Origin of the sequence: Actinomadura hibisca NBRC 15177, assembly GCF_001552635.1 — a bacterium.
GTDB classification, from domain to species: Bacteria; Actinomycetota; Actinomycetes; order Streptosporangiales; family Streptosporangiaceae; genus Spirillospora; species Spirillospora hibisca.
On the sequence record NZ_BCRO01000056.1, the window covers coordinates 23453 to 34909 of the forward strand.

An 11457-nucleotide genomic window follows, 5' to 3' on the forward strand; every position below is an offset into this window, starting at 1 on the left:
GCGGCCGCTCCGGCCCGCGCCGACCACCCTGCCCCGTGGACGGGCGGTCCGAACGCGCCTGGCCGCACCGGGCCTCGGCCCGCGCCGGACCTGCCCGGCGCGGGCGGAGGCTCGATCAGCCCTCCAGGGTCATCGCCCACACGTGGCCGGTGACGTTGGCCGCCGGTCCCGGCCTGCCGAAGGTCACCGAACGGACCTCCTTGCCCGCGTCCAGCCGCACGGTCTGCTGGAAGATCTTGGTTTGCGCGGGCTCCCGGCCCGCGGGCCGGTAGCGGTCGGTGGTCTGCGCGGCGACCGGGTCCGAGCCGGTCATCCAGTCGGGCATCGCAAGCTCGGTCTCCTCGGTGGAGCCGTCTGCGTAAGTGACGGTGACCTTGCTCCGCGCCGGGCCGTATCCGGCGGAGGTGAGCAGGTGCAGGCTCCCGTACCTGCCCGGTTTCAGCACGACGCTCTGGCCTCCCGCGCGGACGTTGTTCTTCACACCGTTCGCGCCCGAGGGGAAGGTGAACGGGACGCGCCCGACCGTGAGGTCGCCGGGCCTGGGAAGCTGCTCGGCGACGTAGGTCGAGCCCACGCCGTCGAAGTCGCCGTCGGTGCGCGCGTCGGCGGTGCCGATCCCGTCGCTGTCGTAGGCGGCGGCCAGGTCCACCTTCGTCATCTGGCCGACGACGTGCAGCGACGCCCGCGCCTCGAAGGACTCGGTCCCGGCGAGGGCCGTGACCTCCACCGGCCGGTCGCCCGAGCCGGTCCCGGCGGGCACGGTCACGGTGGCGGTGATCGTGGTGCGGGTGTGCGGTTCCATCGCGGGCCGGTACACCGTCCGGGTGCCGTAGGGGGTCCGGATCGTGAGATCGCCTCCGGCGGCCTTGCGGTCGCCGCGGTTGGCGACGTCCACGGTGACGGTGCTCTGCTCGCCCGCGGCGGCGGCCGTGGCCCGCGCGTCCAGCCCGAGCAGGGTGGCGCGGCGCGCGTCGTAGCCGGGCGCGGCGACGCGGAACACGAAGGCGTGCTTGCCGGGCGTGGCCGACTGCCCCTGCGCGGGCATCTCCACGACCAGCCGTCCCTGGCCGTCCCTGGTCCACTTCAGCGGCCGGTCGTAGCCGATGAGGCGCACCTCGTCCCCGGTCTTGACGGGGACCGGCGCGGTCAGCGTCAGGCGCTCGCCGGGCCACTGGAGCGCGGTCGCGTAGAACGCCTTGGGCTGGGTGGAGAAGCGGACCGGCACGTTCGCGCCCTTGTCCTCCGCCTGGGTCCAGTACCGCGACCCGTACACCGCCTCGCGGTTGAGGTCCACCCACTGGCCGAGCTCGCGCACGCGCTGGGCCTGGATCGCCGGAACGGTGCCGTCGGCCTTGGGTCCGACGTTGAGCAGCAGGTTGCCGTTCTTGCTGACGATGTCGGCGAAGGAGTCGACGAGCTGGTCGGCGGTCAGGTGGTCGGCGTCGGTCTCCTCGGCGTTGTAGCCGTAGGAGTGGCCGATGCCGCGGCTGGCCTCCCACTTCTCCTTCTTGATGTCGGGCTCGACGCTGTACTCGGGGGTGGTGAAGTCGTGCGGCACGTTGGAGCCGCACCGGTTGTTGACCGCGACCTCCTTGGGATTGGCGCGGTTCTTGGCCTGGTTGAAGTACTGGGCGTTGAGCTGGAGGCTGTTGTTGACGTCCTCCAGGCCGATGTCGCACCAGATGAGGTCGGGGTCGAAGCGGTTCACCAGCTCCTTGAGCTGCGGGTACTGGTGGTCCTTGACGTAGTCGGTGATCGGCTTGTAGCCGGTGTAGGGCACCGGCTCGCCGGTGAAGAAGTTCTTGGGCGCGCCGCGCCCGAACCAGCCGCCGCCGATCCTGGGCATCGCCGGGTTGTACCACTCGGGCATCGAGTAGTAGAGGCCCTTCTTCAGCCCGTAGCCGCCCCGGTCGTCGGCCTCCAGCAGCTCCTTGACGAAGTCGCGGCGGGGCCCGAGCTTGGCCGTGCTGCGGTCGGTGGTGGCGGTGTCCCACAGCGCCACGCCGTCATGGTGCTTGGAGGTCAGCGTGAAGTACTTGGCCCCGCCGTCCTTGAACAGCTTCAGCCACTCATCGGGGTTCCAGCGCTCGGCCCTCCACTGCTTGAGGAAGTCGTCGTAGACGACGTCCTTGCCGTACTTCGCCAGGTGATGCGCCTGGACCGGCTTGCCGGACTCGCTCAGCTTGCTCCAGTACCACTCGGCGTACTCGCCGACCGGGGCGTAGGCGGGCACGGCGTAGGCGCCCCAGTGGACGAAGATCCCGAGCTTGGCGTCGTCGAACCACTGCGGCGACCTGTGCCTGCTCAGGGACTCGTAGGTGGGCTGGTAGTCCGGTTCATTCTGTTTGTGCGCGGCGGCGGTGGCGGGGACGGCGGCCCCGGCCGTCGCCAGGGCCGTTCCCGCCAGTACCGCGCCGACCACGGAGCGCAATCGCCTCAACGTCATACCGCGTCCTCCTCGACGATCTCAGAGGGAAGTATGAAAGATCGGATCAATAGGCGTCCAGACTTTTGAACAAGGAACTTTTCCCTACTTTTACCCGGCATAGATCCGATCTATAGTGGACCGGCAGGGCAAGGTGAGGGGCGCGCGAAGCATGCGCGGCATCGCCTCCCGCCGGGGCGGGAGGTCAGGTGCGGGGGTTCACCAGGCCGAGGTGGATGCTGTAGCGGTCGGCGCGGTAGGTGGCCAGCGCGACCTCCACGCAGACGCCCCGGCTGAAGGTGCGCTGGCGCAGGAAGAACACCGTGTCGCCCGGCGCGACGCCCAGCAGGCGCGCGTCGGCGTCGCCGGCCGGGCCCGCCTCGATGGTCTGCTCGCCGGCGTCCATGACGATCCCGTACTCGCGTTCCAGCGCCTCGAACAGCGGGCTGTCGGGCGCGCGCAGCTCCAGCAGGCGCGGCGCGGCCGAGGCCAGGATGTGCGAGCGCTCCACCGCCATCGGCTCCCCGTCGGCCAGGCGCAGCCGCTCCAGCAGGTGCAGCGGCGTGCCCCGGTCGACCCCCATCAGCCCGGCCAGCGTCCCGTCGGCCTCGACGGTGCGGGCGGCCAGGTCGCGGGAGGCCGGGCGCAGGCCGCGGGCGCGCATGTCCTCGGTGAACGACACCAGCTCCTTGGGCATCTGCACCTTGGGCCGGGCCACGAACATGCCCTTGCCGGGGATGCGGCGCAGCCGGTCCTCGGCCACCAGCTGGTCCACCGCCTGGCGGACGGTCATCCGCGACACCCCGAAGCGGCGGCACAACTCGCGCTCGGAGGGCATGGGCGCGTCCACCGGCAGCCCGCCCCGCTCGACCATGTCGAGCAGGATCGCCCGGAGCTGGAGGTACTTCGGGAGCGGCGCGGCGGGATCGATCACCCCTCATACATATCCGATGCCGCCGCGTATCCGCCCCTCCGTCCCATATCCCGGCACCGCCCGGGATCAGCCCCCGTCCGACTGGGCGGAAGGACCGGCCAGGCCGTGCAGCAGAAGGTCGGTGAGGGTGTCCACGATCTCGTCGTCGGAGAAGCCCGGCCCGTCGTCGCCCGCCGTCAGGACCGCGTAGCCGAACATCGAGATCATCGAGCCGATCGCGGCGGCGACCAGCCCCGTGTCGCCGGGCAGTGGGTGGCCGCGCTCGCGCAGCCAGTCCAGGTGCTCGCGGTAGACGCCGGTCTCGGCGGCCAGCTCCTGCCACAGCCGGCCCGACCGCGGGTCGGCGGACACCGCCGCCTGGAACCGCGCCACCACGACCGGCAGGTGGTCGCGGTAGACGTGCCAGGCGACCGCCACGTGCTCGCGGAGCTGGGCGCGGTCGGACAGGTCGTGGTCGCGGGGGTGCTCGCGCGCGCCGATCTCGTCGTCGGCCTGCGCGCCCATGTCGGCCATCAGCGCCTGGAGCAGCTCCTCCTTGCCCGCGAAGTGGTCGTAGAAGGAGCCGGTGGCGCGGCCGGCGGCGGCCGTGATGTCGGTGATCTTGGTGTTGAGGTAGCCGCGCTCCATGAACAGCCGGCGCGCCGCGTCCTTCAGCGCCGCCTGAGTCTCGGCCGCCCGCGCCTTCCGTACGCCCACCCGCGTCCTCCGTCTCTCCGCTTGACCGATGCCGTCGCCGCCATGATACTGAACCCCAGTTCGCCGAATGAGGATTCGGTGAATCAGAATTCAGGGAGTGCGGATGCGGGTCATCGTGGTGGGCGGCGGAGTGGCCGGGGCGGCGGGCGCGATCGCGCTGCGCCGGATCGGCGCGGAGGTGACGGTGTACGAGGCGTACGCCGACCCGGCGGGGCAGGTGGGCTCGTTCGTGAGCCTGGCCGCCAACGGGCTGCGCGGGCTGGCCGCGCTGGGCTGCCTGGAGGCGGTGCAGGCGGCCGGGTTCGCGGTCCCCCGACAGCGCATGTGGTCGGAGAGCGGGCGGCTGATGGGCGAGACGCCGCGCGGCCGGATGGCCGGCGACCCGCTGCACAGCGTCACGCTGCTGCGCGGCCGTCTCGTGGAGGAGCTGCGCGCCGAGGCCGAGCGCGCCGGGGCGCGGATCGTGACCGGGGAGCGGCTGGAGCGGACGGCCACGCGGGACGGGCGGGTGACGGCCTCGTTCGCGAGCGGCCACACGGCGTCGGCGGACCTTCTCGTCGGCGCGGACGGCATCTGGTCGACGACCCGCCGCTGCCTGGACCCCGGCGCGCCCGAACCCGCCTACGCGGGCCTCTACACCGCCTCCGGCGTCTCGGCGGGCGTCCCGGAGGTGGCGCCGGGCACGTTCGAGATGGTGTTCGGCCGCAGGGGCGCGTTCGTGTCGATCGGCGCGCCGGACGGGCAGGTGTGGTGGGCCGCGCAGGTGGCCTCCCCCGCCGAGCCGGACCTGGCGGCGGTCGATCTCGACCTGCTCGCCGGGCTGTACCGGCGGGAGGCGGTGCCCGCCAAGGTGCTGCGGGCCGCCACCGCGCTGCACCGGCCGACGCTGCACCACGTCCTGCCGCCGGTCGCGGTGTGGCGCGACGACCGCGCCGTGCTGGTCGGCGACGCCTCGCACCCGGTGGGCGCGGGCCAGGGCGCGTCGATGGCGATCGAGGACACGACGGTGCTGGCGCACCGCCTGGCGCGCGCGGGCGGCACGGCCGCGTCCGTCCCGGCCGCGCTCGCCGCCTACGAGCAGGACCGGCGGGCGCGCGTGGGCAAGCTGGTGAAGATGGCGGCGGCCAACCGCGACGCCAAGGTCGCGGGCCCGGTCGGCCGCCGCGTGCGCGACCTCGTCATGCCGGTGGTGCTGCGGCACTTCTACGAGCGCTCCACCGCCTGGTTGTACCAGGAGGCCCCCGAGATCAGCCTCGGCGCGCGCCCGGCCGCCGGGCTCAGCGGCTCCGCAGGTTGAGGCCCAGCGCGCGGAACTGCTCGACGGGCCGGTGGTAGCCGCGCTCGATGTGGTGGACGCCGCGCAGCGTGGAGGGCCCCTCGGCGACGGCGGCGGCCAGCACCGCCGAGAACCCGGCGCGGATGTCGGGCATGGTGACGTCGCCGCCGCGCAGCTTGCTCACCCCGCGCACGACCGCCGAGTGCTTGGCGGCGGTGTCGTGGTAGCGGCAGGCGGGACCGCCGAGGCAGGTCTCGTACACCTCGATCTCGGCGCCCATGCTCTGCAGCGCCGGGACGTAGGCCAGCCGGTTCTCGTACACCGTCTCGTGCAGCACCGACATGCCGTCGGCCTGGGTGAACAGCACCATCAGCGGCGTCTGCCAGTCGGTGGCGAACCCGGGGTGGGTGTCGGTCTGCACCGCGGCCGGGCGCAGCCCGCGCGGCGCCGACGCCATGATCCAGTCGTCGGTGATCTCGAACTGGGCGCCCATCCGGGCCAGCGTGGTGATCGGGGTGACCAGCCGGTCCTGCGGGCAGCCGTGCACTCGCACCTCGCCGCCGGTGACCAGCCCGGCCACCAGGTAGGAGAACGCCTCGATGCGGTCGCCGGCCAGCCGGGTCTGCGCGCCGCCGAGCCGCTCCACGCCCTCCACCACGATGCGGCGGTCGGGGCTGAAGGAGATGCCGGCGCCCATGCGCTGCAGGAACAGCGCCAGCTCGATGATCTCGGGCTCGGTGGCGGCGTTGCGGATGACGGTCTTGCCCTTGGCCAGCACGGCGGCCAGCAGCACGGTCTCGGTGGCGCCGACGCTGGGGTAGGGCAGCTCGATGCGGGTGCCGACCAGGCGCTCGGCCCTGGCGTGGATGCCGTCGTCGGCGATGACGACCTCCGCGCCGAACGCGCGCAGCGCCTCCACGTGGAAGTCGACCGGGCGGCGGCCGATGGGGTCGCCGCCCACCAGCGGCACGAACGCCTCCCCCGCCAGGTGCAGCAGCGGCCCGAGCATCAGGATGGGGATGCGGTTCAGGCCGGTGAACGCCTTGGCCACGCTGGGGTCGGTGACCGGGCCGGGGACGACGGTGATCTCGCCGCCGGAACGTTCGACGGTCATGCCGACGTGCTCCAGCATCGCCGCGGTGATGCCGACCTCGCCGACGTCGGGCGCGTTGCGGATGGTGCTCGGCTCCGCGCCGAGCATGGCGGCCACCATGTGCTTGCTGACCGCGTTCTTGGCCCCCCGCACGGTCACGTCACCGCGCAGCGGGCCCGACGGCTCGATCTCCCACAGCTTCTCGGTCATCCGAGCAGCTTATGGCGGCCGGTGCCGTTCACCAACCCGGGCGGGACCGGGTTGGCCCGGACGCGCCCGAGCGGCTACCGTGGTTGATCATGTCCTCTCCCGAAGCGTCAAGAGACTGACCACCGGCCCTCGTCCGGTGGTCGGCGGCCAGCCGAGGTGAGCCCGCGCGCGCGTTGAGCGCCGCCCGGGTGTTTCGGCTGTTGCCCTGATCTCAGCGTCGGCCGTGCCGCGGACGCTTCGACGCGCGTTCCCCCGCCCACCCGTGGTGGGGAGCCACGCCGTGCCATCTCGACATGCTGCCTCGACGCGTCCCCACCTGTCCTTTTCACTCGTGGGGAGTTCTCTCTTGCCATTCGCCGTCTACGTCCTGGGCCTCGCCGTGTTCGCCCAGGGCACTTCGGAGTTCATGCTGGCCGGGCTGGTCCCGGCCGTGGCCGCCGACCTCGGGGTGACCATCCCGCAGGCGGGCCTGCTGACCGCGATGTTCGCGGTCGGCATGGCGGTCGGCGCGCCCGCGCTGGCCGTCCTCACGCTGCGCGTGCCCAGGCGGCGCGCGCTGGTGTGGTCGCTGGCGGTGTTCACCGCCTGCCACGTGGCCGGGGCGCTCGCCCCCGGCTACGGGGTACTGCTGGCGACGCGGATCGTCGCCGCGCTGGCCTGCGCCGCGTTCTGGGCGGTGGCCGCGGGCGCGGCGGTCGCCATGGTCGGGCCCGGGTCCCGGGCCCGCGCGATGTCGATCGTGGTGGGCGGCGTGACCGTCGCCTGCGTGGCGGGCGTGCCCGGCGGCGCGCTGCTGGGCGGCCTGTGGGGCTGGCGGTCGGCGTTCTGGGCGGTGGCGGCGGTGTCGGCGCTGTCGATCGTCGCGCTGCTGGTGACGCTGCCGCCGAGCCGCCCCGAGCCGCCCGCGTCCGGGACGCGGGCCGAACTGCGCGCGCTGGTCCGGCGGCCGCTGCTGGTCGCCTACGCCCTGAACGCGCTGGTGCAGGGCGCGACGTTCTGCACCTTCACCTACCTGGCGCCGCTGGTGACGGAGGTGACCGGCCTGGGCGAGGGCTGGGTGCCGGGGATGCTGGTGCTGTTCGGCGCGGGCGCGATGGCGGGCATCATCGTCGGCGGCCGGATCGCCGACGCCCGACCCGTCCCGGTACTGCTGGCGGGCACGACGGCGCTGGCCTGCGGCTGGGCGCTGCTGGCGGTGACCGCCGCGCATCCCGTGCCGGTGTTCGTGCTGGTGTTCCTGCTGGGGATGCTGGCGTTCGGGACGGGCCCGGCGCTGATGGCCCGGACCTTCGCGCTGGCGGACGGCGCGCCGACGCTGACGGGCGGCTTCACGACGGCGGCGTTCAACGTCGGCAACACCGCCGGGCCGTGGCTGGGCGGAGTGGTCATCGACGCGGGGCTGGGCTTCCGGGCCCCAGTGTGGACGAGCGCGCTGCTCATGGTCGCGGCGGTGGCCGTGACGGCGACGGTGCTGCGCCGCCGTCCCGCGCCGGAGCCCGCCGCCGCGAAGGTCGGCTGACCTCCCCATGCCCGCCCGAGCCACCCGGCTCGGGCGGGCACGGCGTCAGGAGGGCCGCTCCCCGTCGTCCTCGGGGACGCGGGTCAGGATGCGGGCCTCCCGCTCGCCCTCCTCGAAGACCTGCGCCGCCGGTCCGATGACCTTGGGATCGGGCTCCCCCACGGCGTCGGCGTCCTTGCCCGGGTAGTCGAACAGGCTCAGCACGTACCGCATGGCCTCCAGGCGCGCCCGCTTCTTGTCGTTGCTCTTCACCACCGTCCAGGGCGCGTCCAGGGTGTCGGTGTGGTAGAACATCATCTCCTTGGCCTCGGTGTAGGCGTCCCACTTGTCCAGCGAGGCCAGGTCGATCGGGCTGAGCTTCCAGCGCCGCACCGGGTCGGTCTGCCGCACCATGAAGCGGTGCAGCTGCTCGCCGCGCGACACCGAGAACCAGAACTTCACCAGGTGGACGCCGTCGCGCACCAGCAGCCGCTCGAACTCGGGGGCCTGGTGCATGAACTCCACGTACTGGCGGGGCGTGGCGAACCCCATCACGCGCTCCACACCCGCGCGGTTGTACCAGGACCGGTCGAACAGCACGATCTCCCCGGCGCTCGGCAGGTGCTCCACGTAGCGCTGGAAGTACCACTGGGTCTTCTCACGCTCGGTCGGCGTGCCGAGGGCGACCACGCGCGCGCCGCGGGGGTTGAGGTGCTCGGTGAACCGTTTGATGGTGCCGCCCTTGCCGGCGGCGTCGCGGCCCTCGAACAGGATGACCAGGCGCTGCCCGGAGGACTTCACCCAGGACTGGAGCTTCAGCAGCTCGATCTGGAGGGCGCGCTTCTCCTTCTCGTAGACGTCGCGCTTCAGCTTCCGCTCGTAGGGATAGCCCTCGCGCCAGGCGTCGCCGTTGAGACCGGCGTCGAGCAGGCCGGGTTTCCCGCTCTCGACGGCGATGATCTCCCGCGCGGCGGCGTCGCGCTCCTGCGGCGTCCGCCGCGCGCCGGTCGGCTTGCGGGTCCTGCGCCCCTGGCTCTTCATCCGGTCCGGCCTCCCTGCGTGTGAACCCGTCCTTTCCGCAGGCTATAAGCCCGGCCCCGAACGCCCGGCCCCGGGCCGCTACCCGGACGCCGGGGCGGTCAGCCCGGCGGTGACGAAGGCGATGACGGTCCCGGCCGGGGGCGGCGCGACCGCGGCCCCGCCGACGGGGGCCAGCGGCCGCCCGTAGATCTCCAGCAGCAGCGTGAAGGCCAGCCGCCACCGGTCGGCGACCTCGTCCATCGGCAGGTCGGGCCGGGCGCGGCCGAGCATCGCCTCGAACGGGACCGGCCCGAACCACGGCGAGGCCGCCGGGATCCGCCAGGTGGGCAGCGTCGCGCGGGCCAGCAGGTGGCACAACATCCGGCCCTTGGCGGTGCGGGACAGCTCCACGAACGGCTCCACGATCGCCGTCACCAGCTCGGCGACCTCGAACGGCGCGCCGTCGGTCCGCGAGCGCTTGGCGATCAGCTCCAGCCGCTCGGCCCACAGCGGCGCCAGCTCCTGCTCCAGCAGCGCCGAGACCAGGCCCTCCCGCGACCCGAAGTGGTAGTGCACCGCGCCCGGGTTCAGCCCGGCCTCGGCGTTGATCGCGCGGACCGACACCTGGTCGGCCCCCCTGTCCAGGAACAGGCGCTCGGCGGCCGCCAGCAGGCGGTCGCGGGTCGGTGCGGAGTCATCGGCCATGGACTCCATTGCACCACACGTGGTGAAATCAGCTTTCAATCACTGATTGAATGATGTCAGAAACGTCGCGAAGAGGAGCGAGCACATGACCACCCCCGACGTGTTCGGCGAGGCGCGGCTCGGGCCGCTCACCCTGCGCAACCGGATCATCAAGGCCGCCACCTTCGAGGGCATGAGCAAGGGCGCGCTGGCCACCGACGACCTGGTCGAGTTCCACCGGCGGCACGCCGCGGGCGGGGTCGGCATGACCACCGTCGCCTACTGCGCCGTGGCTCCGGAGGGCCGCACCGAGCGCAACCAGATCTGGATGCGGCCCGAGGCGCTGCCGAGCCTGCGCCGCCTCACCGACGCCGTGCACGCCGAGGGCGCGGCCGTGTCGGCGCAGATCGGGCACGCGGGCCCGGTCGCCAACAGCAAGTCCAACCGGGTGCCGGCGCTGGCCCCGTCCGCCTCGTTCAACCCGCAGAGCATGCGGGCCATCCGCAAGGCGAGCGCCGCCGACATCGAGCGGATCACCCAGGCGCACGCCGACGCGGCCCTGCTGGCGATCGAGGCGGGCTTCGACGCGGTCGAGATCCACCTCGGCCACAACTACTTCGCGAGCTCCTTCCTGAGCCCGAAGCTCAACAAGCGCACCGACGAGTACGGCGGCTCCCTGGAGAACCGCGCCAAGGTGGCCCTCGGCGCGGTGCGCGCCGTCCGCGACGCGGTGGGCGACCGCATCGCGATCCTGGCGAAGTTCAACATGGACGACGGCGTGCCGGGCGGCTTCTGGCTGGACGAGAGCCTGCAGGTGGCCCAGTGGCTGGAGCGCGACGGCGGCGTGGACGCCCTGGAGCTGACCGCCGGAAGCTCGTTGCTGAACCCGATGTACTTGTTCCGCGGCGACGCTCCGGTACGCGAGTTCGCCGCGACCTTCCCCCAGCCGCAGCGCCTGGGCGTCCAGCTGATCGGCAAGAAGTTCATCCGCGCCTACCCCTACCAGGAGGCGTACCTGCTGGAGAGCGCCCGCCAGTTCCGGGCGGCTCTGGACCTGCCGCTGGTGCTGCTGGGCGGCATCTCGCAGCGTACGACGATGGACCAGGCGATGGCCGAGGGCTTCGAGTTCGTGGCCATGGCGCGCGCCCTGCTGCGCGAACCCGACCTGCTCAACCGCATCCAGGCCGAGCCGACCACGCGCTCGTTGTGCATCCACTGCAACAAGTGCATGCCGACCATCTTCAGCGGCACCCACTGCGTACTGGCCTGAGCAGAAGGGTCCGGCCCCATGTCGATGGGACCGGACCCTTGACTCATGGCAGAAATGAGAAAGGCCCCGCCATTGCTGGCGGGGCCTTCCTGTAAAAAGAGTCCGGCGGTGTCCTACTCTCCCACACAGTCTCCCGTGCAGTACCATCGGCGCTGAAGGGCTTAACTTCCGGGTTCGGGATGGGACCGGGTGTTTCCCCCTCGCCATAACCACCGAACGACCAACGCACAACCCGCGAGGCGGGCCGGCAAGCTCATCGTCCGAGCGACTCGGCTCGGTATCGAATTGTAGCGGTTCCCGTTTGTTTTCCGGGAACCACACAGGGACGCGAGTTTCTCATGCAGCGATCAA

The 11457-nt window shown here is 72.5% G+C and carries 9 protein-coding genes and 1 rRNA gene; 3 read left to right on the forward strand and 7 right to left on the reverse strand.

All coding sequences use genetic code 11. The annotated features are described in order from the left end of the window. Positions 1–115 precede the first annotated feature (115 nt). From AH6_RS44080 to AH6_RS26135, 3 genes are all read right to left on the reverse strand, one after another. Positions 116–2446 (reverse strand): alpha-L-fucosidase, encoded by a 2331-nt coding sequence (locus tag AH6_RS44080; RefSeq protein WP_157431724.1) that lies wholly within the window; start codon positions 2444–2446, stop codon positions 116–118. 184 nt (positions 2447–2630) lie between these two features. Continuing rightward, complete coding sequence (locus AH6_RS26130) at positions 2631–3359, reverse strand: GntR family transcriptional regulator (RefSeq protein WP_067484805.1); 729 nt, start codon at positions 3357–3359, stop codon at positions 2631–2633. A 66-nt stretch (positions 3360–3425) separates the two neighbouring features. Further along, positions 3426–4055 (reverse strand): TetR/AcrR family transcriptional regulator, encoded by a 630-nt coding sequence (locus AH6_RS26135; RefSeq protein WP_067484808.1) that lies wholly within the window; start codon positions 4053–4055, stop codon positions 3426–3428. A 103-nt stretch (positions 4056–4158) separates the two neighbouring features. Between AH6_RS26135 and AH6_RS26140 the strand changes: the two genes are divergently transcribed. Beyond that, complete coding sequence (locus tag AH6_RS26140; protein WP_067484811.1) at positions 4159–5352, forward strand: FAD-dependent monooxygenase; 1194 nt, start codon at positions 4159–4161, stop codon at positions 5350–5352. Here the strand turns inward: AH6_RS26140 and murA are convergent. Beyond that, entirely contained in the window at positions 5333–6634 is a 1302-nt protein-coding gene (gene murA, locus AH6_RS26145) for a UDP-N-acetylglucosamine 1-carboxyvinyltransferase (RefSeq protein ID WP_067484814.1), read from the reverse strand. The genes AH6_RS26140 and murA overlap by 20 nt on opposite strands. Before the next feature lie 346 nt (positions 6635–6980). Here murA and AH6_RS26150 point away from each other — a divergent pair, with 346 nt between their 5' ends. Then, positions 6981–8153, forward strand: coding sequence for a Cmx/CmrA family chloramphenicol efflux MFS transporter (locus AH6_RS26150; protein ID WP_067484817.1), 1173 nt, complete (start codon positions 6981–6983; stop codon positions 8151–8153). A 45-nt stretch (positions 8154–8198) separates the two neighbouring features. Here the strand turns inward: AH6_RS26150 and ppk2 are convergent, their stop codons facing one another. Continuing rightward, positions 8199–9173 (reverse strand): polyphosphate kinase 2, encoded by a 975-nt coding sequence (gene ppk2, locus AH6_RS26155; RefSeq protein ID WP_083983467.1) that lies wholly within the window; start codon positions 9171–9173, stop codon positions 8199–8201. A gap of 78 nt (positions 9174–9251) precedes the next feature. After that, on the reverse strand, positions 9252–9857 hold the full coding sequence (locus AH6_RS26160) for a TetR/AcrR family transcriptional regulator (protein WP_067484839.1): 606 nt from the start codon (positions 9855–9857) through the stop codon (positions 9252–9254). Between the two features lie 85 nt (positions 9858–9942). Between AH6_RS26160 and AH6_RS26165 the strand changes: the two genes are divergently transcribed. Next, positions 9943–11106, forward strand: coding sequence for an NADH:flavin oxidoreductase (locus AH6_RS26165; RefSeq protein WP_067484821.1), 1164 nt, complete (start codon positions 9943–9945; stop codon positions 11104–11106). Between the two features lie 100 nt (positions 11107–11206). Here the strand turns inward: AH6_RS26165 and rrf are convergent. Further along, positions 11207–11323: ribosomal RNA gene (gene rrf / locus AH6_RS26170) — 5S ribosomal RNA — on the reverse strand. Positions 11324–11457 lie beyond the last annotated feature (134 nt).

Bases quoted from the DNA above. Each gene is read 5' to 3' on its own strand.
- AH6_RS44080 (WP_157431724.1), bottom strand. From the start codon at position 2,446: ATGACGTTGAGGCGATTGCGCTCCGTGGTCGGCGCGGTACTGGCGGGA.
- AH6_RS26140 (WP_067484811.1), top strand. From the start codon at position 4,159: ATGCGGGTCATCGTGGTGGGCGGCGGAGTGGCCGGGGCGGCGGGCGCG.
- AH6_RS26165 (WP_067484821.1), top strand. From the start codon at position 9,943: ATGACCACCCCCGACGTGTTCGGCGAGGCGCGGCTCGGGCCGCTCACC.
- AH6_RS26160 (WP_067484839.1), bottom strand. From the start codon at position 9,857: ATGGCCGATGACTCCGCACCGACCCGCGACCGCCTGCTGGCGGCCGCC.
- murA (WP_067484814.1), bottom strand. From the start codon at position 6,634: ATGACCGAGAAGCTGTGGGAGATCGAGCCGTCGGGCCCGCTGCGCGGT.
- ppk2 (WP_083983467.1), bottom strand. From the start codon at position 9,173: ATGAAGAGCCAGGGGCGCAGGACCCGCAAGCCGACCGGCGCGCGGCGG.